Consider the following 22415-nt stretch of genomic DNA (forward strand, 5'->3'; position numbering starts at 1 on the left):
TGAAAAGCCGGGATCACGTGCCAAGTGACCCTGATAGGAAGATCGGTTAGCACTAAAGATAGAACAGATTTCTCTGTTAGATCCATATCTTGTGGTTGTTATCGTCAAATAGTGCCATATACTGATTATCAACGTGGTTCGGTCTCCCAAACCGAGTTAATAAAGCCGCCTCCCCAGGGCGGCTTTTTCTTACGCCTCTATACGTTTCTTTACGTTTGCTGAGCTTGAAAAGCGCCGGTGGGATCCCGATCATTCTGGCATGGGTGCCCGGAGCAGGGCGCCTGACCATGATTAGGAGAAACAATGAAGCGCATCTTCCTCTTTTTGCTGACCAACCTGGCCGTTGTGCTGGTGCTGGGCATCGTGCTGAGCATCATCACTTCTGCACTGGGTATCCAGCTGCACAGCTACACCGGTATTCTGGTGCTGGCGGCAGTTTTTGGTTTTGGTGGCTCTCTGCTGTCTTTGCAGATGTCCAAGTGGATGGCGAAAAAGTCGATGGGTCTGCAAGTTATCGAGCAGCCGCGCGATGAAACCGAAGCCTGGCTGCTGGACACCGTTGCCCGCCAGGCCCAACAAGCTGGCATTAAAATGCCGGAAGTGGCCATCTACTCTGGCCCGGAAATGAACGCCTTCGCCACTGGCCCGAGCCGCAACAACTCTCTGGTGGCGGTCTCTACCGGCCTGATGTACGGCATGAACCGCGATGAAGTCGAAGCGGTTCTGGCCCATGAGGTGAGTCACGTAGCCAACGGCGACATGGTGACCATGGCCCTGATCCAGGGTGTGGTGAATACCTTTGTTATCTTCGCTGCGCGCCTGATCGCCGGTACCGTAAGTAATGTACTGAGCAGCGATGAAGACAGCGGCGAAGAAGCCAGCTACATGACCTACATGGTGGTGTCCTTCATTCTGGAGATCATCTTTGGCATCCTGGCCTCCATCATCGTGATGTACTTCTCCCGTCAGCGCGAGTTCCGCGCCGATGCGGGCGGTGCGGCCCTGGCCGGTCGCGAGAAGATGGTGGCTGCGCTGGAGCGTCTGCGCCACGGCCCGGAAAGCACCATGCCGGCCAACATGGCGGCCTTTGGCATCAACGGCAAAGGCGGCAGCCTGACCGAGCTGTTCATGAGCCACCCGCCGCTGGAGCAACGCATCGATACCTTGCGTCGCGGCGGTTAATGTCTCAGACATTCAAAAAAGCGGCCAATTGGCCGCTTTTTTTGTGTGCCTATCAGAATCTGAGTCAACCGAAAGCAATCACTGGTGCTTGCGTTATGTTCAAGATAAACATATATCTATCACACCTTCGAAAAATATCGATGGGACAAAGACTTGGCTAAGCCGAATCCGCCTCATTGCGGGAACGTAGTGGCTCGGCTAGGTTTTATAAGACTGTGTGAGCATACCGTTGGCTTGTGAAGCCGTGGTTTTGGAGGATAGGAACGTGTTGAGAAAACTGCTGATTGCCCTGTTTGGTTTGGGGCTGGTGTTCGGCGCGGCGGCTGCAGATACGGTAGCCGATGCGCATGCTGAAATGAATGGGTGTGAAAGCTGTCACCAGGACGGCAGCCCCTCCAGCGATGGCGCGTATGAGAATGAGCAATGTGTTGCCTGTCATGGCGGCATGGCCGAACTGGAAGGTGAGCAGCACGCTGCCCATGCCGACATGCTGGTGTGCTCTGATTGCCACGCCGTACACGATATGGAAGTGGGCCAGAAGCCGACCTGTGACGCCTGCCACGATGACGGCCGGACGCCCTGAACCCGTCCTATAGGGGAATTCAACGCCGGTCTGTGACCGGCGTTTTGCTTTCTGGCTCCAATGTCATTTCATTGATATTCGTCACTTTATTAAGCCAGAATTCTGAAATTCTGCGATCTGATCAACGGTTTATCTCACCCTGAATTGTTACAGTGAGCCAGTTCCTATGTCAGTACGATACGTGCTCACGCACCTCGCATCTGGCTGGAACAACACACTGTGTGAGGATGAGAAAAATGTTCAAGAACCTGCTTATCGCACTGTTCGGTGCCAGCATGGCGTTCGGCGTTGCCGCTGCCAGCGTTGTTTCCGACATGCACTCTGACATGTCCGGCTGTGAAACCTGCCACGCAGACGGTATGCCGTCTGAAGACGGTGCTCACGAAGCTGCGGCTTGTGCTGACTGCCACGGCAGCATGGCTGACCTGGTCGAGCCGCACCCGCAGCACGACGGCATGATGGAGTGTACTGACTGTCACAACGTCCACGAAGACGAAGTGGGTCAGGCTCCGGCCACCTGTGACAACTGTCACTAAGGTCTCAAACGCCGCGTAATGCGGCGTTTTTTCTGGGCCCTTCACGGCCCAGGTTTCCTTCTCTCGCTTCCCTGCCTACAATGTCGCCCTCAATCCAGGAGGGTCCGATGCAGTATCCCGTCAACGAAATCTTTGAAACCATCCAGGGCGAAGGCCACTTTACCGGTGTGCCGGCGGTATTCCTGCGCCTGCAGGGCTGCCCGGTGGGCTGTGCCTGGTGCGATACCCGCCACACCTGGGAGGTGCTGGCTGAGGATCAGGTTGAGCCGGGCCTTGTGATTGGCGCCGGTGATGGCGAACCGCGCTGGGCACAATGGCCGCTTGAGCAACTGGTGGCGCACCTGACGGGCCCGCAATATCGTGCCCGCCACCTGGTGATTACCGGTGGAGAGCCCTGCATGTATGACCTTCGTCCATTGACGGAGCGCATGATTGCGGCGGGCTGGCGCTGTCAGATTGAGACCTCAGGGTGTTTTGAGGTCAAGACCGATCCGCAAACCTGGGTGACGGTTTCCCCCAAGGTGGGTATGAAGGGCGGATTGGAGGTGCAGCGTTCTGCGCTGGAACGGGCCAATGAGATCAAACACCCGGTGGCGATGCAGAAGCATGTGGATGAGCTGGATGCGCTGTTAGCCGGGGTGGCGCTGGAGGGCAAAGAGGTGGCGCTTCAGCCAATCAGCCAGCAGCACCGGGCCAATGAGCTGTGTGTGCGGGTCTGCATCGAGCGCAACTGGCGCTTGTCCGTGCAGACCCACAAGTACCTGAATATCGATTAAGCGTCTGGGCCGCGGTAGATGCAGCCGGAGGTGCAGGTTTCCTTGATCGCGACCTCGCTCAGCTGAGGCAGGCTCGGCTTCAACTCGGCCCAAACCCACTTGGCCAACACCTCACTGGTGGGGTTTTCCAGACCGGGGATGTCGTTCAGGTAGTGGTGATCCAGTCGTTCCCAAATCGGCTTGAAGTGGGCTTTCAGCTCGGCGAAATCCATCACCCAGCCGGTGTGCGGGTCCACATCCCCTGCAACGCTGATGCGTACCAGGAAGGAGTGGCCATGGAGCCGCCCACACTTGTGGCCAGCAGGAACGTGCGGCAGCTTGTGGGCTGCTTCAAAGGTAAACTCTTTATAGATCTCGACGGACATCAACTTCGGCCTGACGACAATGGGGCGCCAAGTGTGCCACGGAGGGGGGGCATGGGCAACCAACCCCCCTTGTGAATCACAGGTAATAGCCGAGGAAAGAGGGCGTTATCGTCGATTATTCCGAATTTCCGTTCGACACTATCCGTATAAACGATTGGCGATAAGGGTTTAATTCAGGTAGAAATTATCTCCACTATCGACCAATTTTTGGCAGGAGATGAGCATGAAGAAAATTTTGGGCGGTCTGGCGGCCCTGATGTTGCTGATGGGATGTGGTGGTCCGGATGCCACCTGGGTCCACCCGACGAAAGACGGCCAGGGTTTCCTTCAGGATCGCGATAACTGCAACCGTCGACTGGATGCCAGTGCCGCCGGCTACAACGACCGCTTTGCCGAGTGCATGAATCAACGGGGCTGGGTGCTGGAGTCCCATTAATCCGGGCTCGCATGAAAGCCGTAAGGAGATCTCTGGGTCTCCTTTTTTGTGTAAGGTGTAGATAATCGGACGTCGCCAAGGAGGACGTATGCGCCAGCCCCCACTTACTGATGATGAACAACAGGTACTGGAAGAGAAAGGCACAGAGCGCCCATTCAGTGGCCGCTTCCTGAGCCTGGATGATCAGGGCACCTACTGCTGTCGTCGCTGCCAGTCACCGCTGTTTCGTTCTGAGCACAAGTTCGAATCCGGTTGCGGCTGGCCTTCGTTCGATGATGAGATTGCCGGTGCTGTCCGCCGTGAAACCGATGCCGACGGGCGCAGAACGGAGATCCTCTGCGCTCAGTGCGGCGGCCATCTGGGTCACGTTTTTGAGGGTGAGGGACTGACGGCCAAAAACCTGCGCCACTGCGTGAATGCCCTGTCCATGAGCTTTGCACCCAGTGCCGAGGCCGGTGAACAGTGGGCAGTGTTTGGCGGCGGTTGTTTCTGGTGCCTCGAAGCGCTGTTTCAACGATTGCAGGGGGTGTCCTCGGTGACCAGCGGCTACGCCGGTGGCGAGCAGGAGCGCGCCGATTACCGCAGTGTCTGTGCCGGTGACAGTGGCCACATTGAGGTGATCCGGATTGGCTTTGACCCGGCCATCATCAGTTTTGGCCAGCTGCTGGAGCTGTTTTTCGATTGCCATGACCCCACCAGCTGGGATCAGCAGGGCGCCGATAGGGGCAGCCAGTACCGCAGTGCCATCTTTTGCCAGGACGACACCCAACGTCAGATTGCGCAGCAGCAGATCACGGCATTGGAACAGCTGGGGCGGGGCAGGATCGTCACCGAGCTGCGCGGCAATGAGCCCTTCTATCCGGCCGAATCGGAGCATCAGAACTACTTCAACCAACACAGCAACCAGCCGTACTGTCACTGGAACATCAAACCCAAGCTGGCCGCTCTGATGGCCAAGTATTCGGATCGCGTCCGGCCGGAGGGCGGCGCATAACGAGGCGGCACCTGGCGCCCGAGAAGGGACGCCAGGTGCCGATTTCGCCCTCGGATCTCCGCTTGGTCATGTGGCGTCAATGGCTGGCTGGTTCCGCTGTGCAACTTCCGCTAGGGTAGGGGCATTATCACTGACCTGGTGCCCCAATCGTGTCGATCGCTGAACTGCTGCAATCCCGCTCCCAACCCGTTCAATCCATCCTGCTTGTCTGCATGGGCAATATCTGTCGTTCCCCCACCGCGGAAGCGGTCTTTCGCCACCGCGCTGAAGCACTGGGGCTGGCGCTCTCCATCGATTCTGCCGGTACCATTGCCTATCACGCGGGTGAAGCCCCGGATCCGCGCTCCAGTGCTGCAGGGCGGGCCCGGGGCTATCGGTTTCAGGGCATGACGGCACGGCAGATCAGGGCGGCAGACCTGAACCGGTTTGATTTGGTCCTGGCCGCTGACCAGCAAAACCTGGCAGACATCCATCGCCTGGCCCGTGGCCCGGTCACGGCGCACATTGGTCTGATCCTCGACAGCCTGGGGCAGGGCGCCCGTGAGGTGCCCGATCCCTACTACGGTGGCGAGGATGGCTTTGAGCAGGTGCTCGACCTGATTGAGGCGGCGGCGGACGCCTGGCTGACGCCACTCTCCCGCCTGCCGCGCTGACCCCTGCTCGAAATCGAGACATAAAAAAAGCCACCCGATTGGGTGGCTTTTTTGTGGCCCGGAGGCTTACTCGACCGGGCGAGTCATGTTGGCGTTCACCATCATGCGGTAGCGGTTCAGTGCGAAGTCATTGGCTTTGGCTTCGTACTGCGGCACGGTCACTTCCTTCAGCGGCATCTCCGGGGCGGTGCTTGCCGGAGTCGCCATAGCAGCCTGGGCTGCGCGGCTCAGGTCCAGCAGACCGTTACGCGGTGCTGCGGTGGCGACCGGGGCCGGGGCGGCTTCCTCTGCGGCGGTTTCCACCGGAGCTTCAGTCACTTCGGCCTTTACCTCTTCAGCAGCCACTTCCTCAGCCGGGGCTTCGGTCACTTCGGCTTTAACCTCTTCAGCAACCGCTTCCTCAGCCGGGGCTTCGCTCACTTCGGCTTTAACCTCTTCAGCAACCACTTCCTCAGCCGGGGCTTCGGTCACTTCGGTCTTTACCTCTTCAACAACCGCTTCTTCAGCAACGGCTTGTGCAGCCGGGGCTTCGGTGACTTCGGCCTTGGCCTCTTCAACAACCGCTTCCTCAGCAACCGCTTGTGCAGCCGGGGCTTCGGTAGCGTCCGCTTTGGCTTCTTCAGCAACGGCTTCTGTCGCCGGGGCTTCGGTCACTTCCGCTTTGGCTTCGTCAGCAACGGTTTCTGCGGCCGGGGCTTCGGCAACCTCAGGCTGGTCCAGCGGGATGCTCAGTTGCTCTTCCGCCGGTGCAGCCATGTCAGTGGCTTCCGGGTAACGGGCCGTAACCGGGTCACGCTGAGCCTGCTGCTCCGGCATTTCGCCTTCGCTGCCCTGCTCAACGTCGTCACGGGTCTGGCGACGGCGACGCTGGCCAGCGGCACGCAGGTGACGCGGGCTGCGGCGAGAGCGGCGGTGAGCGTTGCGCTCATTGTCGGTCAGGGTCAGTTCGGACTCTTCGCGACGCTCGCCATTGCCTTCGGCTGCCACGGCGGTCTGTACCGGCGCTTCGGCAGCGGGTTGCGGGGCGACAGCCGGTTGCTCAGCAGCCACTTCGGTTACCGGGGCGGCAACCTGGGCTTCTTCCTCAACGGCGTCACGCTTGATCGGCTGGCTGCGAACGGAACGCTCCAGCTGACGGCGTTGACGACGCTCGCGGCGTTGCTCAACCTGCTCTTCGCGGCGAGATTCGGTTTTGGCTTCGGCTTCCGCCTCAACCTTTTCGACTTTCTCTACCTTGTCCTGACGCGGCTCTTTCTTACGACGCTCGCGGCGCTCTTCGCGACGGGAATCATCACGGCGCTCTTCACGACGGGATTCTTCACGACGCTCCTCACGACGAGAGTCGTCACGACGCTCTTCGCGGTTGTCCTTACCGGACTTGGCGGCACGATCCTGACGCGGCTCATCCTGGTTGCGGTCACCACGACGGTCGCGACGGTTGCGGCGGCGCTCTTTGTTGGCTTCGCCTTTACCTTGCTCGTCCTGCTCAGAACGCTCGCCGCGCTTGCGGTTACGACGGTTACGGTCCTGACGCTCGCCGCGTTCGCCACGCTCGCCACGTTGGCGACGTTGGCCACCACGCTCGGACTTCTTCTCTTTCGGCTGTTCCTGCTCGGCTTCTTCGCTGCTGAACAGGCCCTTGATGGCAGCACCAATGCGGGCCAGCAGGCCGGGCTTGGCGGCGGCAACCGGCTCAGCTTTGGGCTGACGCTTCGGCTTGGCAGGAGCAGGGGCTTTCTCGGCCGGCTTCTCGGCTTTGACTTCGGCTTCCGCTTTCGGGGCGCTCAGACCCTGCAGTACCGGCTTGTCGCCCTGCTGACGTTCCAGCTTACGCGGTTCGTACAGAGTCGCTTCCGGACGCTCTACCAGGCTGTAGCTGGCTTCGCTGATGGTGTCGTCTTTGCGGTGGCGAACCACGGTGTAGTTCGGGGTTTCCATATGGGGGTGCGGAATGACGTACACCTCCACCTTGTGGCGCTGCTCGATGATGCGAATCGCTTTGCGCTTTTCGTTGAGCAGGAACGCGGCCACATCGGTCGGAACCTGAGCTTCGATCTGGGCGGTGTTCTCCTTGATCGCTTCCTCTTCCATCAGGCGGAGGATGGAGAGCGCCAGAGACTCGGTGCCACGGATGGTGCCCTGGCCGTTACAGCGCGGACACAGGTGGGCAGCGGACTCACCCAGGGACGGGCGCAGGCGCTGACGGGACATCTCCAACAGACCGAAGCGGGAGATACGACCGATCTGAACGCGGGCGCGGTCCTGACGGACGGCGTCACGCAGACGGTTTTCCACTTCACGCTGGTGGCGTACCGGGCCCATATCGATAAAGTCGATTACCACCAGGCCACCGAGGTCACGCAGGCGCAGCTGGCGGGCGATCTCGTCAGCCGCTTCCAGGTTGGTCTGCAGTGCGGTTTCTTCAATGTCGCCGCCTTTGGTGGCGCGGGCGGAGTTGATGTCCACCGCGGTCAGCGCTTCGGTCGGATCGATCACGATGGAACCACCAGACGGCAGGCGCACTTCCCGTTGGAAAGCGGACTCAATCTGGGTTTCGATCTGGTAGTGGGTGAACAGCGGCACTTCGCTCTGGTACTGCTTGAGCTTGCTCAGGGCGTCCGGGCGCACCAGGCTGATGTGCTCTTTGGCCTGTTCGAAGATGCGCGGGTGGTCGATGAGGATTTCGCCGATGTCGCTGCGCAGGTAATCACGGATGGCGCGAACGATAACGTTGCTTTCCTGATGGATCAGGATCGGCGCCGGGCGGCTGTCAGCGGCTTGCTTGATGGCGTCCCAGTGGTGCAGCAGCACGCGCAGGTCGTCCGCCAGTTCTTCAGCGGCTTTGCCAACGCCCGCGGTACGGACGATCAGGCCCATGCCTTGCGGCACCTGCAGCTTGGACAGGGCGTCTTTCAGCTCAGAGCGCTCGTCACCCTCGATGCGGCGGGAGATACCACCAGCGCGGGGGTTGTTCGGCATCAGTACCAGGTAGGAACCGGCGAGGCTGATGAAGGTGGTCAGGGCCGCGCCCTTGGTACCACGCTCCTCTTTGTCGACCTGGACGATCACTTCCTGGCCCTCTTTGATCACCTCTTTGATGTTGGGGCGACCGGCCATCGGCGCACCATCAGCAAAGTATTCGCGGGCAATCTCTTTGATGGGAAGGAAGCCGTGACGCTCAGCGCCGTAGTCGACGAAGGCAGCTTCGAGGGAGGGTTCTACGCGGGTGATTTTGCCTTTGTAGATATTGGCTTTTTTCTGCTCGTGACCGGGACTTTCGATATCCAGATCATAGAGGCGCTGGCCATCTACCAGAGCAACACGCAACTCTTCAGATTGAGTTGCGTTAATCAACATTCTTTTCATTTTGGTGACAGATTCCATTTCTTGTCACCGAACAGGTCGAGTACCGGAGCAAACCCGGCACCCCAAGGTGTTAAGCAGCCTCACGGCTGGACTGGGGTGGAGGCACGGTGGGGTGAACCCACACTCTAGAGCAGGCAGCCGCGGGCGCACCGCGGATGGTCTGGTTGCCTGATAGGCCTCATTGTCAATGCGCTTTCGCGCCGCTATCAGCCGCCGGAGCGTCTGATGAAATCTTTGTCTCTGCCGGGCGATTCTGCCGGTCAGACCTGTCGGTAACAGTGCTTATTTCTATATCGATTGCGGGGAAGGAAGCCTGCCTCGGATGGAGGCACCGTCGCCAGCGCAGGGGCGTCAAAGGCGCTCACCTGCCCGGGGTATGGTCTGCGGGTAATCCGTGAAACTGCGAGATTACTGGCCCTTTCCTGGCCCCGACCGGGATGGTATCTCCATCAAACGGGCATTCTGAGCCCACCGGTGCGACAAGAATAGCAACTTTGCAAATCCTCAGCAATTATCGAACGCGCTATTTGGGCCGCTTTATGGCTCGGTGTACACTAGCGCCCATGAAAGAGTCCGTTTCCAAACCCAGTCCCCAGGTCCAATGGGTCGACATTACCGAAGACCATGCCGGTCAGCGTATCGATAACTTCCTGCGTACCTTCCTAAAAGGGGTGCCAAAGAGCCTGATTTACCGTCTTTTGCGCAAAGGCGAAGTGCGGGTCAACAAAAAGCGCATTAAACCCGAATACAAGTTGGCAGACGGCGACCAGATCCGCATCGCCCCGATCCGCGTGTCTGAGCGAGACGAGACCGTCGCGCCCTCCGCCAAGCTGGAAAAGGTGGCGCAGCTGGAGAGCCAGATCGTCTACGAAGATAAGGTGATGCTGGTGATCAATAAACCGTCCGGCATTGCCGTGCACGGTGGCAGTGGCATCAACTTTGGGGTGATTGAAGCGCTGCGTGCGCTGCGCCCCAATGAGCGTCAGCTCGAGTTGGTGCACCGTCTTGATCGCGCTACCTCTGGCTTGCTGATGGTGGCTAAGCGTCGCTCCGCCTTGAAACACCTGCAGGACCAACTGCGGGAGAAGACCATGCGCAAACAATATTTGGCGCTGGTGAAAGGGCAGTGGAACCCCAAAACCCGGGCGGTGCAGGCACCGTTGCTGAAAAACACCCTGGGCACCGGTGAGCGCCTGGTGCGGGTGGATGCAGCGGGCAAACCGTCTGAGACCCGCTTCCGCATCGTCGAAAACTTTGCTGAGGGCACGTTGGTGGAGTGCAGCCCCATCACCGGCCGCACGCATCAAATTCGCGTGCATACCCAGCATGCGGGTCACCCGATCGCCTGCGATGAGCGCTATGGCGACGACGAGTTCGACGTACTGATGCGCAAGAAAGGCCTCGACCGGCTGTTCCTGCACGCGTTCCGCCTCTCCTTTACCCATCCGGTGGAGGAGGTGACCATGACGGTGGAAGCACCGTTGGACAACAAGCTGGAAGCGGCACTGGAGGCCTTGCGCGGATGAGCCGAGCCTACGACCTCATCATCTTCGACTGGGACGGTACACTGATGGATTCGGTGGGCCGCATTGTCCACTGCTGGCAGCAGGCCGCACGGCTTGAGTCGCTGCCGGTCGCCAGTGAAGAAGAGGTTCGCGGCATCATTGGCCTGTCCATGGCGGAAGCGATCAACAACCTGGTTCCCGGGCTGGATGGTGACCGCCAACAGCGCTTTCGCGAACGCTATCGGGTGCTGTACAGCGACCCAGACCTGCCACCTACACCTGTGTTTGAAGGTGTGGACACCCTACTGGAATCACTGCGTGGCAGCGGCCACAAACTGGCGGTGGCCACCGGTAAGGCGCGTCATGGCCTGGAAAGAGCGTTTGCCCACAGTGGCCTGAAGCACCACTTTGTCGATTCCCGCACCGCTTGTGAAACCGCTTCCAAGCCTGACCCGCAGATGGTGATGGAGTTGTGCCAGGCCCACCAGGTGGCGCCGCAGCGTGCGCTGATGGTGGGCGATGCCTGGTTTGATCTGGAGATGGGCAGGCGAGCGGGCAGTGACAGCATTGGCGTCAGCTATGGTGCCGGCAGTGAAGCACACCTGATGACCGCCTGTCCCCGCGCGGTGATCCACCATCCCCTCGAGCTGTTGGACTGGGTCTGACCGCGTTTTATTTCCGGGCCAGTGCGTCAGCCAGTTTGGCGTCGAGCTGCCCGGTCATCCAATCTTTCAGCATCACCCAGTCTGCCGCCAGGCTGTAAAACGGGTATTGAAAGGTCGCGGGCTTATTGTGCTCAAAACCAAAGTGACCCACCCAGGCGAAACCGTAGCCGATCACCGGCAGCAACCAGAGCAGTGTCCAGCGTCCGCTGGCCAGAATAAATCCGAGACAGAGTAAAACCAGAATGGAGCCGGTGTAGTGCAGGGCGCGACAGCGGGCGTCACTGTGTTCGCGCAGGTAGAAGGGGTAAAACTCAGCAAAATGGGTAAAGCGCTTGGTGCTCATGGGGACTCCCTGTCCGCAGTGCCAACCTTCCTTTTGTAGCGAAGGACCGGTCCCCGGGCAAGCGCCTCAGCGTTGTTGCAGGGTCAGAACGTCCACGCCTTCGTTGGCCAGCAGCTCGCCCAGGCTGATCAGGGGCAGGCCAATCAGTGCGTTGGGGTCGCGGCCGGTGAGGCGGTCAAACAGCATGATGCCAAGGCCTTCACTCTTAAAGCTGCCAGCGCAGTTGTAGGGTTGTTCAGCACGCAGATAACCCTCAATCTGAGCCTCTGTCAGGGCTTTAAAAGCCACCTCGAAGGGCTCCACCAGGGTTTGTGCCTTACCGGTGGTGCTGTTGTAGAGGCACAGGCCGGTATAGAAGGTGACCACTTCACCGCTGGCGGCACTGAGCTGTGCGACGGCTTTTTCATGGGTGTGGGGCTTGCCGAGAATATTGCCTGCCACCACCGCCACCTGATCGGAGCCGATGATCAGGGCGTTGGGGTGGCGTTCGGCCACGGCTTTGGCCTTGGCTTCGGCCAGACGGGCCACCAGTTGCTGTGCGGTCTCGTCCGGCAGCGGGGTCTCGTCCACTTCAGGCTTGTCGCACTCAAACGGCAGGCCCAGTTTGCCGAGCAGTTCGCGGCGGAAAGGGGAGGTGGATCCGAGTACCAGAACCTTGTCCATAGTTACCTGTGACTTCATTCAATGGAAAGTGGGCCGCAAAGGCTAACAAATCCCGTTGACAGCACCAAGGTAAACACGTAAAAAGCGGACCTCGCCGAGCACGCTTCGTCGCTGTACAAAGCCGCGTCAGGCGGGCTTCCCGGGTCTAAAATTTCCTTTGACTCGGTTCAGTTCAACCATTAAGATGCGCGCCTTATGCAGAATGTACGAATTCCGGTAATGCTTAACCCGGCTCGTTGCGCTCAACGAGGTCTTAGCTACGAAGGTGTCCTTCCGGCTAAGGTGCTCAAGCGCGTGAACGGGGCAAGCGCCGGCGACTGCACTGATGTGCGGGTGTTCGTTGAATGTGGCATTGATGTTCAGGGGATAGTCTACCTCAAGGGGAAGGCTGTGACGGAGCTCACTCTGGTATGTCAGCGTTGCATGAACACCTATAGCCATCCGATCGCGGTTGAGTTCGCATACAGTCCTGTGACTGACGATTCACAGATTGATGAGCTCCCGGACGCCTATGAGCCAGTCGAATTAGACGAAAATGGCGAGGTGCACCTTCAGCATCTTATTGAGGATGAAGTCCTGCTGGCCTTCCCCATCGTGCCGATGCACGATTCAGAAGCCTGCAACCAGTCCTCACGAGATGTCACGGTTGGGAATTTACCCAAAACCGACCCTGCTGATGAGCGTCCGAAGAACCCGTTCGCGGTGTTAGAAACTCTTAAGCGAAATTAATCGAGGAGATTGGGGCCATGGCCGTACAACAGAACCGTAAGACTCGTTCCAAGCGTGGTATGCGTCGCTCTCACGATGCACTGACTGCATCTCAACTGTCTGTAGACGCCACTTCTGGTGAGAAGCATCGTCGTCACCACGTGACTGCTGATGGTTACTACCGTGGCAAGAAGGTCATCAACCTGTAAGTTGACCCTGTCTTGTCCAATCTAACCTTAGCGTTAGATGCCATGGGGGGCGATCACGGCCCCCATATCACAGTGCCTGCAGCTTTGCAGGCACTGGCGCTTTATCCCCAACTGACCATCATCCTGGTGGGTGACCGCATCGCCATCGGCGAACAACTGCGTCGTCATCACCGCACCGAATCCTCCCGACTGCAACTGCTGCACGCTGAACAAGTGGTGTCCATGTCGGACCGCCCCCTGCACGCGCTGCGCAACCGCCGCAAGAGTTCCATGCGCCTGGCGTTGGAGCTGGTCCACGAGGGTAAGGCCGATGCCTGTGTCAGTGCCGGCAATACCGGCGCCCTGATGGCGATGGCCAAAGTGGTGCTGAAAACCCTGCCGGGGATCGACCGTCCGGCTCTGACCACCGCCCTGCCTACCACCACCGGCCACCCCGTCTACATGTTGGACCTGGGGGCAAACGTCGTGTGCGATTCTGAAACCCTGTTTCAGTTTGCGGTAATGGGATCGGTTCTGGCCGAATGCGTCGGCAATCGTCGTCGCCCCCGCCTGGCCCTGCTGAATGTGGGTGCCGAGGAGATCAAGGGCAACGACCAGGTTCAGCAGGCTGCGCAGCTACTGCAAGCCACCCCACAGCTGAACTACAGAGGATTTATTGAAGGCGACGGTATCTTTACCGGCGCCGTCGATGTGATCGTGTGCGACGGCTTTGTCGGCAACGTCACATTGAAGACCACGGAAGGGATCGCTCGACTGTTGGTGCAGCAAATGCGCCAAGCCATGGAGGGTAACCTGCTGGCCCGAGCTTTGGGCTGGCTGCTGAAGGGACGCCTTAAGCGGCTCTATCGGCAAATGAACCCCGACCAGTACAACGGTGCGACTCTGTTAGGATTGCGCGGTATTGTGGTCAAGAGCCATGGCAACGCCGATAACGCGGCCTTCCTGCGCGCCATTGAAGAGGCGGTGCTGGAAGTGCAGCGGCAAGTGCCGGGCCGAATCAAAAGCCGACTCGAGTCGGTGTTGTTGGATAAATCCTAAGTCTACTTATGTATACAAAAATTCTTGGTACCGGCAGCTATCTGCCGCCCCAGGTGCGGACCAACGCCGATCTGGAGCGCATGGTGGACACCAGTGATGAGTGGATCCGCGAGCGCACCGGGATCCGTGAACGCCGTATTGCCGGTGCAACCGAATCCGTGACCACCATGGGCCACGAAGCCGCCCTTAAAGCGCTGGAAGCGGCCGGTGTTGCCGCCGACGAACTGGATATGATCATTGTCGGCACCACCAGCGCCGATAACGCCTATCCCTCTTCCGCCTGTGAGATCCAGTCCCTGCTGGGTTCCAATGGCTGTCCCGCCTTTGACGTGGCCGCTGCCTGCAGTGGTTTCATGTTTGCCCTTTCTGTGGCCGACCAATTCATCAAAACCGGCCAGTGCAAAAAAGTACTGGTGATTGGCGCTGATGCCTTGTCCCGTCACTGTGACCCGGACGACCGCACCACCCTGATCCTGTTCGGTGATGCCGCCGGTGCCGCCGTGGTTGGCGCCAGCGAAGAGCCCGGCGTTCTCTCCACCCACATCCACTCCGATGGCCGCTTTGGCGACCTGCTGAAAACCCGTGTTCCGAAGCGCAACAAAGATGTGCAGCTGGAAGCGGAGCAGGGCGATTACCTGATCATGAAGGGTAACGAAGTGTTCAAGCAGGCGGTGACCCGTCTGGCTCAGGTGGTTGAGCAGGCGCTGGAGCACAATGGCATGGCCAAGAGCGACATCGACTGGCTGGTGCCGCACAACGCCAACTTCCGCATTCTGAAAGCCACCGCAAAGAAATTGGCGCTGCCGATGGAGCGCGTGGTGATGACCCTGGAAGAGCACGGCAATACCTCTGCCGCCTCTGTACCGGTAGCACTGGACATGGCGATCCGCGATGGACGCATTCAACGTGGTCAGACTCTGCTGCTGGAAGCCTTCGGTGCCGGCTTTGCCTGGGGCGCCGCCGTGGTCAAATACTAAGGACGACAACTGATGACTCAGAACACCGCATTCATCTTCCCCGGTCAGGGTAGCCAGACCGTGGGCATGCTGGCCGAATTGGCCGCCGATTACCCGATCATTCAGGCCACCTTTGCTGAAGCCAGCGAGGCGCTGGGCTTTGACCTGTGGCAGATGGTTCAGGACGGCCCGGCCGAAGCACTGAACAGCACTGAAAACACCCAGCCGGCCCTGCTGACCGCCTCCGTGGCGATCTGGCGTGCCTACTGTGAAGCGGGCGGTGTGGCGCCGACCGTAATGGCGGGCCACAGCCTGGGTGAATACTCCGCCCTGGTGTGTGCCGGTGCCCTGAAATTTGACGATGCGGTTAAGCTGGTCGCCCTGCGTGGTCGTGCCATGCAGGAAGCGGTTCCGGCCGGTACCGGTGCCATGGCCGCCATCATTGGCCTGGACGACGACGCCATTGCCAAAGCCTGTGCGGAAGCCGCTCAGGGTGAAGTGGTGTCTCCGGTAAACTTCAACAGCCCCGGTCAGGTGGTGATTGCCGGTCATAAAGACGCGGTTGCCCGTGCCGGTGAAGCCTGTAAAGCTGCTGGCGCCAAGCGCGCTCTGCCGCTGCCGGTAAGCGTGCCTTCTCACTGTGAGCTGATGAAGCCCGCAGCGGAGAAACTGGCCGCTGCCCTGGCCAACATCGACGTAGTGGCGCCTGCTATCCCGGTGATCAACAACGTTGACGTGGCCAAAGCGGACACCGCAGAAGCCATTAAAGACGCCCTGGTGCGTCAGCTGTACTGCCCGGTGCGTTGGACTGAAACCGTCAACGCCATGGCCGAGCAGGGCATCGAACAACTGGTCGAGTGTGGTCCGGGTAAAGTACTGACCGGCCTGACCAAGCGCATCAACAAGGCCCTGTCCGGCACTGCGGTAAACCAACCCGCAGACCTGCAGGCCCTGCTGTCTTAATCAAAGGAGAGAATCTATGAGCCTGGCTCTTGATCTGAGCGGCAAGGTCGCCCTGGTTACCGGCGCCAGCCGTGGTATCGGTCGCGCCATCGCGGAGCAACTGGTTGCCGCTGGTGCCACTGTTATCGGCACCGCCACCAGTGACCGTGGTGCCGAAGCCATCAGCGCCTATCTGGGTGATGCCGGTTGCGGTCTGGTACTGAACGTGACCGATCCGGCGTCCATCGAAGCGCTGTTTGAAACCATTAAAGGCCAATACGGTGACGTGGATATTCTGGTGAACAACGCCGGCATCACCCGCGATAACCTGATGATGCGCATGAAGGACAGTGAGTGGACCGATATTATCGACACCAACCTGACCTCCATCTTCCGCACCTCCAAAGCGGTGCTGCGCAGCATGATGAAAAAACGTCATGGTCGTATCATCAATATCGGCTCCGTAGTGGGTACCATGGGTAACCCGGGCCAGGTGAACTACTCTGCCGCCAAGGCGGGCTTGCTGGGCTTTACCAAGTCCCTGGCCAAAGAAGTGGCCAGCCGTGGGATCACCGTCAATGCCATTGCGCCCGGTTTCATTCAAACTGATATGACCGAAGAACTGACCGATGATCAGAAAGCCGCTATCATGGGGCAAGTTCCGGTCGCGCGCCTCGGCCAGGCGCAGGAGATTGCCGATGCGGTGGTCTTCCTGGCATCTGATCGGGCCAGTTACATTACCGGCGAGACGTTGCACGTCAACGGCGGCATGGTAATGGCCTAATTCAAACTGTGACGTAATATGACGTGATAGTGGTTCGAAAATTCACGAAAGATTATGTATTTTCGTGGTTTGACCACGCTGCAAGGCGCTTGCATTGTACGTGGAATCGAATACACTAACCGCAATTCGACGCATCAGCGTATTTGAACAGGAAAGTAACAATCATGAGCAACATCGAAGAACGCGTAAAGAAGATCATCGTAGAACAGCTGGGCGTTAAGGAAGAAGACGTTAAGCCTGAGGCTTCCTTCGTTGACGATCTGGGTGCTGACTCTCTGGACACCGTTGAGCTGGTAATGGCTCTGGAAGAAGAGTTCGACACCGAGATCCCGGACGAAGAAGCTGAGAAGATCACTACCGTTCAGGCTGCGATCGACTACGTTCAGGCTAACCAGTAAGCCTCAGCATTCCAGAAAAACAGGCGGCTTATGCCGCCTGTTTTTTGTTTCACCCGGAGGATCCTGTGTCCAAACGTCGCATTGTGGTTACCGGCCTCGGTGCCGTAACCCCGGTGGGCAACGATGTTGCCACCACCTGGAACAACCTGTTGGCGGGCCAAAGTGGCGTCGCCCCCATCACGCACTTCGACGCCAGTGAACTGGCGGTGCGCTTCTCTGCCTCGGTCAAGGATTTCGACGTCGAGCAGTACCTGTCCAAGAAGGACGCGCGCAAGATGGACCTGTTTATCCAGTATGGTCTGGCCGCGTCGGTACAGGCGATCAAGGATGCTGGTCTGGAAGTGACCGAAGCCAACGCACACCGCATCGGTGCTGCCATTGGTGCCGGCATGGGTGGTCTTGAGCTGATTGAAGCCAACCACACCCAGCTGATGAAATCCGGCCCGCGCCGCATCTCCCCCTTCTTTGTTCCGTCCACCATCATCAACATGATCGCCGGTCACCTGAGCATCATGTACGGTTTCACTGGTCCGAACATCGCCATCACCACCGCCTGCACCACCGGTGTGCACAACATCGGCCATGCCGCGCGCATGATCGCTTACGGTGATGCTGACGTGATGATCGCTGGTGGCGCTGAGATGGCGACCACCCCGCTGGGCGTGGGCGGCTTTGCTTCTGCGAAAGCTCTGTCCACCCGCAACGACGACCCGACCCGCGCGTCCCGTCCCTGGGACAAAGACCGCGACGGTTTCGTTATCGGTGACGGTGCCGGTGTGATCGTACTGGAAGAGTACGAGCACGCGGTGGCCCGTGGCGCCAAGATCTACGCCGAACTGGTTGGCTTTGGTATGAGTGGCGATGCCCACCACATGACCTCGCCGCCGGAAGATGGCCGTGGTGGTGCCGCTGCCATGCGCAACGCGCTGAACGACGGCGGTGTCGCGCCGGAGCTGGTGGGTTACATCAACGCCCACGGCACCTCCACCCCCGCTGGCGACATCGCTGAAGTGAACGGTGTGAAATCGGTGTTTGGTGAGCACGCCTACAAGCTGATCATGGGCTCCACCAAGTCCATGACCGGTCACCTGCTGGGCGCTGCCGGTTCTGTGGAAGCGATCTTCACCGTACTGGCTCTGAACGAGCAGAAAGTACCGCCGACCATCAACCTGGAGAACCCCTCCGAGGGTTGCGACCTGGACTTCAACACCCAGGGCGCCCGTGACGTCGAGATGGAGTACGCGCTGTGCAACTCCTTCGGCTTTGGCGGCACCAACGGTTCACTGTTGTTCAAGAAAGCCTGAGGCTTTTAGTGCATTCAGCAAAAGCGCCCCTTGTGGGCGCTTTTTTTGTGCGTGAACGATGGGCACGACGGCCTTATCCGCAAAGCGGCCGCCTTAATCGGGAACGCGGGTTGGCAACCGGGACGCACTGTCAGACAATGGCTGCACATTTTGCAGTAAGGGAAGCAAAACAATGAGTCAGGTAGCGTTTATTGGACTGGGTGTGATGGGGTATCCCATGGCGGGCCATCTTCAGGCCAATGGTCATGATGTCTGTGTCTATAACCGAACCACCGCCAAGGCCCAGGCCTGGAGTGAGCAACACGGTGGCCGTTGGGCCGAGACGCCGGCCAAAGCGGCCGAAGGTGCCGAACTGGTGATGGTGTGTGTGGGTAACGACGATGACCTGCGCTCCGTGGTATTGGGGCCCGATGGGGTACTGGCGGGCATGGCCCCCGGTGCCATCCTGGTGGACCATACCACCGCCTCTGCGGATGTGGCCCGTGAGCTGGCTGAGGCTGCCGCGGCTCAGGGTAAAGGCTTCCTCGATGCACCGGTCTCTGGTGGCCAGGCTGGCGCCGAAAACGGCGTGCTGACCGTGATGCTGGGTGGCGATGAGGCTCAGTTTGCCCAGGCCAAGCCGGTGATCGACAGCTATGCACGTTCCGCCGTGCTGATGGGCCCGGTGGGCAGTGGCCAGCTCTGTAAGATGGTGAACCAGATCTGCATCGCTGGCGTGGTTCAGGGACTGGCAGAAGGGCTGCACTTTGCCCAACAGGCGGGCCTGGACGGTGAGCGCGTGGTGGACGTGATCAGCAAAGGGGCGGCCCAGTCCTGGCAGATGGAGAACCGCTCCGGCACCATGCTGCAGGACCAGTTCGAGTTTGGCTTTGCCGTCGACTGGATGCGCAAAGACCTCGATATCGCCCTGACCGAAGCCCGTCGCAATGGTGCCCAACTGCCGCTGACCGCGTTGGTGGACCAGTTCTACGCCGAGGTGCAGAAACTCGGTGGTGGGCGTTGGGACACCTCTTCACTGATGACTCGCCTGAAGCGCTGAGCCGGTGTGCCGGATACAACAAAGCCGCCCGATGGGCGGCTTTTTTTGTGGCGTACGCTCGGTGGCTATTTGGCGTGGCAGATCGCCAGCTCAACGTCACTGATGGCGGCCAGGGCCGCCCGCGCTGCGGTGGCCTGGCTGATCTGAGCGTCGTCCAACTCCACCAGTACCGCCCGTTGGATTCGGTCAAAGCCGACCCGGTGACGAGCCATGTCGGCCAGGGCCATCTGCATCGGCGGCAGGCTGGGGTTAAACGCCGCGTTTTCCGCGTAGCGGCCGACAAACACCTGACCATCCTGACACTGCAGTGCCACCGCTGAGGGGCTATGGGAGTAGGGCGCGTAGCTGAGGCGAGCAGCCGCCAGGGCAGCGTTCACCAGCGCATCGTCACTCTCCAGCTGCAGAGCCTGGCCGGAGGCGGCCATCAGCCCCACTTCGACACCGAGGTCACTGGGGCCAAAGGCGTAGGGCAGGTAGTGATGCAGGGCACCGTTATCCTGGCCCGGCAGCACAATGATCAGTTCGTCGGCGCCGTTCAGCTCATTCATAAACTGACGGCAGTGGCCGCAGGGTGAGGCGTTCACCACGATCTCGGTCAGGCCCGCTTCGCCAGCCAGCCAGGCGTGGCTGATGGCGGACTGCTCGGCGTGTACGGAGTGGAACAGCGCTTCACCGGCCAGCTCCAGATTGGCACCAAAGTACAGCGTGCCACTGATGCCGCGGGCAATGGCGCCCACTTCAAAGTGGGAAACCGGCGCCTGGGAGAAGCTGGCAGCCAGAGGCAACATCGCCAGCAGCAGATCGTGACCTTTCATTCCGCTGGCCTGTTCCAGTGCGGCGACGTCCTGTGGGCTCAGCTTCCCGGTAAAGGGCTGAGGCAGGTGCGCAGTCAGCGCCGCGGCAAGCTCGGCGGGGATCTGGGTCAGTGCAGTGTCAAAAGGGGTGGCCATACGGCACGCTCCGTTGTCTGAGATGTGCACAGTGTAGGCAGTCGCGGATGGAATTAATGTGCGCGCCATCACGACGCGCATTCTGAACAACGGGGTTGATGGGCTACAAGGACTGCAGGTAGTGACCCAGAGCGGTCAGCAGTTTCATCTTTTCTTCGTCGCTGCTGTGCTGCTCGAACAGCTGCTCCAGATTGTGCACGTAGTCGGCATCCGCCAGGGATTGCTGGCAATGCTGAACCCAGCGGCGCTGCTCCGCTTCACTGAGGGTGTTGGGGTAGTTACGGGCCCGGTAGCGGAAAAACAGCTTGGGCAGGCGCGGGTCAACAAACTGCGGCTCCAGCGCGGCCAGATGTTCCGGTGCGGTGCTGCGCACCAGTTCCATCTGGGCCCGGTCCGCCTCGCTGAAGAAGCCGCCATAGAGTTGAACGTCCGGGTTGTCCGGTTCGCGCTGGGGCGGTGCGTCGTCGCTGAACAGGCCGTGCAGTTTCTCCCGCACTTCGGCGTGGTGCTGACGCAGCAGCTTGTAATGCTCGCGGCAGGCCGCCTTATCCAGCCCAAGGCGCTCGGCATTGGCGTCCTCCAGGCTGCTGGCGGGGGCGATAAAGGGCGATTTGTTCATGTGCACCAGCTTCACCGGCACCCGCGGTTCGCCCTCGGTGCGGTCGACCGCTTTCTGATACAGCTTCGCCTTCAGAGTCTCAATGTCCCACTCCAGCAGCGGGGTGGGGTCCATTGCGAGATCGACACAGGCTACCGCGTTCTTGTTCTCCGGGTGCCAGGCCATCGGCAACACCAGAGAGGCGCAGCCCTGGCTGGCAGGGAAGCGGGAGCTGACGTGCAGCAGCGGCTTCAGGGCCAGGATGTCGATCTGGCTGGCGGCGAAGCGCTTGTTGCGCAGGCGGAATGCCCACTCATACAGCTTGGGCTGGGTGGTCTTGATCAGCTTGGCCAGGGCGATGGTGGCCTTCACATCGGACACCGCATCGTGGGCGCTGTCATGGCCAATGCCATTGGCGGCGGTCAGGTGCTCGAGCTTGAAGCTGGGGGCGCCGTCTTCACGCTCAGGCCAGACGATGCCCTCCGGGCGCAGGGCGTAGCAGGCGCGAACCAGATCGATGATGTCCCAGCGGCTGTTGCCGTTTTGCCATTCACGGGCGTAGGGGTCAAAGAAGTTGCGGTACAGCGCGTAGCGGGTGATCTCGTCATCAAAGCGGATGGAGTTGTAGCCCACGGTACAGGTGTTGGGGCGGGCCATCTGTTCATGCACCCGGGCGATAAACTGCGCTTCCACCTCACCGAGGCGGTTGGCCTTCTGCGGCGTGATGCCGGTGACCAGCATCGCTTCCGGCTTGGGCAGGTAGTCGGCGGGAAGGCGGCAGTAATACTCCACCGGCTCCTCGATGATGTTGAGATCCAGGTCGGTCCGGATCCCGGCGAACTGCGCCGGACGGTCGCGCGCCACATCCGCGCCCCAGGTCTCGTAATCGTGCCAAAGCAGGGTTTCGTCTTGCCGCATTCAGGTGTTCCGCTTTCTACAGTAAAGCGCCAGTGTACCAGAAAGTTGCGGGGGTTTTAGGGCGCCAGGTGGCGCCCTGGCTGGGTTTAGCGAGTCAGCAGATCGTACAGCTGATCTTTTAGCCGTAATCGGTTCAGTTTCATCCCCTGAAGGTGTTGATCGCTGATGGGTGAGCCGGCCAGTTCAAGGCGGCGTATCTCATCATCAATCTGGTGGTATTGCTCAGACAGCTCGGCAAACAGGGGGTCGATTTCGGTGCGTTGATCAATCTGATTGGCGAGCCGTGGAAACTCGTGTGGCAGGTCGTGCGGTTCACCCAACATAGATGCCTCCGGAATGGGGGTTGAACACGCTTTAATGATAGACACGGTGGGCGCTGACGTCAGGGTGACTGGGGGCTTCTCGGGCTACAAGGTTCCAAAAATGTCAAAAAAACATTAAAATTACGCCTTTTCCCGCAGGGCCGTTCGCGAAAGGGATTTTCGCCAAGGGCAAAAATAATTA

At 59.8% G+C, this 22415-nt stretch carries 25 protein-coding genes; 18 read left to right on the plus strand and 7 right to left on the minus strand.

What is annotated here, in order from left to right; genetic code table 11:
• The first annotated feature begins 303 nt into the window (after nucleotides 1-303).
• The 4 genes from htpX (at nucleotide 304) to queE (ending at nucleotide 3077) form a co-directional block, all read left to right on the plus strand.
• Nucleotides 304-1182, plus strand: a complete 879-nt coding sequence (htpX, locus tag FBAL_RS07020) for a protease HtpX (protein ID WP_013344889.1) — start codon at nucleotides 304-306, stop codon at nucleotides 1180-1182.
• 265 nt (nucleotides 1183-1447) lie between these two features.
• Nucleotides 1448-1765: a cytochrome c3 family protein gene (locus FBAL_RS07025; RefSeq protein WP_013344890.1), complete on the plus strand. Its 318-nt coding sequence runs from the start codon at nucleotides 1448-1450 to the stop codon at nucleotides 1763-1765.
• A 236-nt stretch (nucleotides 1766-2001) separates the two neighbouring features.
• A complete protein-coding gene (locus FBAL_RS07030) occupies nucleotides 2002-2301 on the plus strand; it encodes a cytochrome c3 family protein (RefSeq protein WP_013344891.1) in 300 nt (99 codons plus the stop codon).
• Between the two features lie 107 nt (nucleotides 2302-2408).
• Nucleotides 2409-3077 carry a 7-carboxy-7-deazaguanine synthase QueE gene (gene queE, locus FBAL_RS07035; protein ID WP_013344892.1) on the plus strand — a complete coding sequence of 223 codons (669 nt, stop codon included), beginning with the start codon at nucleotides 2409-2411 and terminating at the stop codon, nucleotides 3075-3077.
• Here the strand turns inward: queE and queD are convergent.
• Nucleotides 3074-3442: a 6-carboxytetrahydropterin synthase QueD gene (gene queD, locus FBAL_RS07040; RefSeq protein WP_013344893.1), complete on the minus strand. Its 369-nt coding sequence runs from the start codon at nucleotides 3440-3442 to the stop codon at nucleotides 3074-3076. The genes queE and queD overlap by 4 nt on opposite strands.
• Before the next feature lie 223 nt (nucleotides 3443-3665).
• Between queD and FBAL_RS07045 the strand changes: the two genes are divergently transcribed.
• From FBAL_RS07045 to FBAL_RS07055, 3 genes are all read left to right on the plus strand, one after another.
• A complete protein-coding gene (locus FBAL_RS07045; RefSeq protein WP_013344894.1) occupies nucleotides 3666-3878 on the plus strand; it encodes a hypothetical protein in 213 nt (70 codons plus the stop codon).
• 88 nt (nucleotides 3879-3966) lie between these two features.
• On the plus strand, nucleotides 3967-4872 hold the full coding sequence (locus FBAL_RS07050; RefSeq protein ID WP_013344895.1) for a bifunctional methionine sulfoxide reductase B/A protein: 906 nt from the start codon (nucleotides 3967-3969) through the stop codon (nucleotides 4870-4872).
• 149 nt (nucleotides 4873-5021) lie between these two features.
• Entirely contained in the window at nucleotides 5022-5525 is a 504-nt protein-coding gene (locus FBAL_RS07055; RefSeq protein WP_280963746.1) for a low molecular weight protein-tyrosine-phosphatase, read from the plus strand.
• A 66-nt stretch (nucleotides 5526-5591) separates the two neighbouring features.
• Here FBAL_RS07055 and rne read toward each other — a convergent pair whose 3' ends face one another.
• Nucleotides 5592-8891, minus strand: coding sequence for a ribonuclease E (gene rne / locus FBAL_RS07060; RefSeq protein WP_013344897.1), 3300 nt, complete (start codon nucleotides 8889-8891; stop codon nucleotides 5592-5594).
• Nucleotides 8892-9454: 563 nt separating this feature from the next.
• On the opposite strand from rne, the gene rluC reads away from it, so the two are divergent.
• Together rluC and FBAL_RS07070 are read left to right on the plus strand one after the other, a co-directional pair.
• Nucleotides 9455-10417: a 23S rRNA pseudouridine(955/2504/2580) synthase RluC gene (gene rluC, locus FBAL_RS07065; protein WP_013344898.1), complete on the plus strand. Its 963-nt coding sequence runs from the start codon at nucleotides 9455-9457 to the stop codon at nucleotides 10415-10417.
• Nucleotides 10414-11061, plus strand: coding sequence for an HAD family hydrolase (locus tag FBAL_RS07070; RefSeq protein WP_013344899.1), 648 nt, complete (start codon nucleotides 10414-10416; stop codon nucleotides 11059-11061). The genes rluC and FBAL_RS07070 overlap by 4 nt, the downstream gene beginning before the upstream one ends.
• 7 nt (nucleotides 11062-11068) lie before the next feature.
• On the opposite strand, the gene FBAL_RS07075 is transcribed toward FBAL_RS07070, so the two are convergent.
• Together FBAL_RS07075 and FBAL_RS07080 are read right to left on the minus strand one after the other, a co-directional pair.
• On the minus strand, nucleotides 11069-11404 hold the full coding sequence (locus FBAL_RS07075) for an Mpo1-like protein (protein ID WP_013344900.1): 336 nt from the start codon (nucleotides 11402-11404) through the stop codon (nucleotides 11069-11071).
• A 66-nt stretch (nucleotides 11405-11470) separates the two neighbouring features.
• On the minus strand, nucleotides 11471-12067 hold the full coding sequence (locus FBAL_RS07080) for a Maf family protein (protein WP_013344901.1): 597 nt from the start codon (nucleotides 12065-12067) through the stop codon (nucleotides 11471-11473).
• Between the two features lie 195 nt (nucleotides 12068-12262).
• Here FBAL_RS07080 and yceD point away from each other — a divergent pair, with 195 nt between their 5' ends.
• From yceD to FBAL_RS07125, 9 genes are all read left to right on the plus strand, one after another.
• Nucleotides 12263-12796: a 23S rRNA accumulation protein YceD gene (gene yceD / locus FBAL_RS07085; RefSeq protein ID WP_013344902.1), complete on the plus strand. Its 534-nt coding sequence runs from the start codon at nucleotides 12263-12265 to the stop codon at nucleotides 12794-12796.
• A gap of 17 nt (nucleotides 12797-12813) precedes the next feature.
• A complete protein-coding gene (rpmF, locus tag FBAL_RS07090) occupies nucleotides 12814-12984 on the plus strand; it encodes a 50S ribosomal protein L32 (protein WP_013344903.1) in 171 nt (56 codons plus the stop codon).
• A 12-nt stretch (nucleotides 12985-12996) separates the two neighbouring features.
• Complete coding sequence (gene plsX, locus FBAL_RS07095; protein WP_013344904.1) at nucleotides 12997-14022, plus strand: phosphate acyltransferase PlsX; 1026 nt, start codon at nucleotides 12997-12999, stop codon at nucleotides 14020-14022.
• A gap of 8 nt (nucleotides 14023-14030) precedes the next feature.
• Entirely contained in the window at nucleotides 14031-14999 is a 969-nt protein-coding gene (locus tag FBAL_RS07100; protein WP_013344905.1) for a beta-ketoacyl-ACP synthase III, read from the plus strand.
• A gap of 12 nt (nucleotides 15000-15011) precedes the next feature.
• A complete protein-coding gene (fabD, locus tag FBAL_RS07105) occupies nucleotides 15012-15941 on the plus strand; it encodes an ACP S-malonyltransferase (protein ID WP_013344906.1) in 930 nt (309 codons plus the stop codon).
• Between the two features lie 16 nt (nucleotides 15942-15957).
• On the plus strand, nucleotides 15958-16704 hold the full coding sequence (gene fabG / locus FBAL_RS07110; RefSeq protein ID WP_013344907.1) for a 3-oxoacyl-ACP reductase FabG: 747 nt from the start codon (nucleotides 15958-15960) through the stop codon (nucleotides 16702-16704).
• 164 nt (nucleotides 16705-16868) lie between these two features.
• Nucleotides 16869-17102 carry an acyl carrier protein gene (gene acpP / locus FBAL_RS07115; RefSeq protein WP_013344908.1) on the plus strand — a complete coding sequence of 78 codons (234 nt, stop codon included), beginning with the start codon at nucleotides 16869-16871 and terminating at the stop codon, nucleotides 17100-17102.
• 65 nt (nucleotides 17103-17167) lie between these two features.
• Nucleotides 17168-18406 (plus strand): beta-ketoacyl-ACP synthase II, encoded by a 1239-nt coding sequence (fabF, locus tag FBAL_RS07120; protein ID WP_013344909.1) that lies wholly within the window; start codon nucleotides 17168-17170, stop codon nucleotides 18404-18406.
• Nucleotides 18407-18578: 172 nt separating this feature from the next.
• Nucleotides 18579-19445 (plus strand): NAD(P)-dependent oxidoreductase, encoded by an 867-nt coding sequence (locus tag FBAL_RS07125; RefSeq protein ID WP_013344910.1) that lies wholly within the window; start codon nucleotides 18579-18581, stop codon nucleotides 19443-19445.
• Between the two features lie 65 nt (nucleotides 19446-19510).
• On the opposite strand, the gene cdd is transcribed toward FBAL_RS07125, so the two are convergent.
• The 3 genes from cdd to FBAL_RS07140 form a co-directional block, all read right to left on the minus strand.
• Nucleotides 19511-20395, minus strand: a complete 885-nt coding sequence (gene cdd / locus FBAL_RS07130) for a cytidine deaminase (RefSeq protein WP_013344911.1) — start codon at nucleotides 20393-20395, stop codon at nucleotides 19511-19513.
• 103 nt (nucleotides 20396-20498) lie between these two features.
• On the minus strand, nucleotides 20499-21911 hold the full coding sequence (gene sbcB, locus FBAL_RS07135) for an exodeoxyribonuclease I (protein WP_013344912.1): 1413 nt from the start codon (nucleotides 21909-21911) through the stop codon (nucleotides 20499-20501).
• Between the two features lie 86 nt (nucleotides 21912-21997).
• Entirely contained in the window at nucleotides 21998-22234 is a 237-nt protein-coding gene (locus FBAL_RS07140; RefSeq protein WP_013344913.1) for an HP1242/YdcH family protein, read from the minus strand.
• Between the last annotated feature and the right edge of the window lie 181 nt (nucleotides 22235-22415).

Source organism: Ferrimonas balearica DSM 9799, from assembly GCF_000148645.1.
Taxonomy (GTDB): Bacteria; Pseudomonadota; Gammaproteobacteria; order Enterobacterales; family Shewanellaceae; genus Ferrimonas; species Ferrimonas balearica.

Bases quoted from the DNA above. Each gene is read 5' to 3' on its own strand.
- htpX (WP_013344889.1), top strand. From the start codon at position 304: ATGAAGCGCATCTTCCTCTTTTTGCTGACCAACCTGGCCGTTGTGCTG.
- FBAL_RS07030 (WP_013344891.1), top strand. From the start codon at position 2,002: ATGTTCAAGAACCTGCTTATCGCACTGTTCGGTGCCAGCATGGCGTTC.
- queE (WP_013344892.1), top strand. From the start codon at position 2,409: ATGCAGTATCCCGTCAACGAAATCTTTGAAACCATCCAGGGCGAAGGC.
- queD (WP_013344893.1), bottom strand. From the start codon at position 3,442: ATGTCCGTCGAGATCTATAAAGAGTTTACCTTTGAAGCAGCCCACAAG.
- FBAL_RS07045 (WP_013344894.1), top strand. From the start codon at position 3,666: ATGAAGAAAATTTTGGGCGGTCTGGCGGCCCTGATGTTGCTGATGGGA.
- FBAL_RS07050 (WP_013344895.1), top strand. From the start codon at position 3,967: ATGCGCCAGCCCCCACTTACTGATGATGAACAACAGGTACTGGAAGAG.
- rne (WP_013344897.1), bottom strand. From the start codon at position 8,891: ATGAAAAGAATGTTGATTAACGCAACTCAATCTGAAGAGTTGCGTGTT.
- rluC (WP_013344898.1), top strand. From the start codon at position 9,455: ATGAAAGAGTCCGTTTCCAAACCCAGTCCCCAGGTCCAATGGGTCGAC.
- FBAL_RS07070 (WP_013344899.1), top strand. From the start codon at position 10,414: ATGAGCCGAGCCTACGACCTCATCATCTTCGACTGGGACGGTACACTG.
- FBAL_RS07075 (WP_013344900.1), bottom strand. From the start codon at position 11,404: ATGAGCACCAAGCGCTTTACCCATTTTGCTGAGTTTTACCCCTTCTAC.
- FBAL_RS07080 (WP_013344901.1), bottom strand. From the start codon at position 12,067: ATGGACAAGGTTCTGGTACTCGGATCCACCTCCCCTTTCCGCCGCGAA.
- yceD (WP_013344902.1), top strand. From the start codon at position 12,263: ATGCAGAATGTACGAATTCCGGTAATGCTTAACCCGGCTCGTTGCGCT.
- rpmF (WP_013344903.1), top strand. From the start codon at position 12,814: ATGGCCGTACAACAGAACCGTAAGACTCGTTCCAAGCGTGGTATGCGT.
- FBAL_RS07100 (WP_013344905.1), top strand. From the start codon at position 14,031: ATGTATACAAAAATTCTTGGTACCGGCAGCTATCTGCCGCCCCAGGTG.
- fabD (WP_013344906.1), top strand. From the start codon at position 15,012: ATGACTCAGAACACCGCATTCATCTTCCCCGGTCAGGGTAGCCAGACC.
- fabG (WP_013344907.1), top strand. From the start codon at position 15,958: ATGAGCCTGGCTCTTGATCTGAGCGGCAAGGTCGCCCTGGTTACCGGC.
- acpP (WP_013344908.1), top strand. From the start codon at position 16,869: ATGAGCAACATCGAAGAACGCGTAAAGAAGATCATCGTAGAACAGCTG.
- FBAL_RS07125 (WP_013344910.1), top strand. From the start codon at position 18,579: ATGAGTCAGGTAGCGTTTATTGGACTGGGTGTGATGGGGTATCCCATG.
- cdd (WP_013344911.1), bottom strand. From the start codon at position 20,395: ATGGCCACCCCTTTTGACACTGCACTGACCCAGATCCCCGCCGAGCTT.
- sbcB (WP_013344912.1), bottom strand. From the start codon at position 21,911: ATGCGGCAAGACGAAACCCTGCTTTGGCACGATTACGAGACCTGGGGC.
- FBAL_RS07140 (WP_013344913.1), bottom strand. From the start codon at position 22,234: ATGTTGGGTGAACCGCACGACCTGCCACACGAGTTTCCACGGCTCGCC.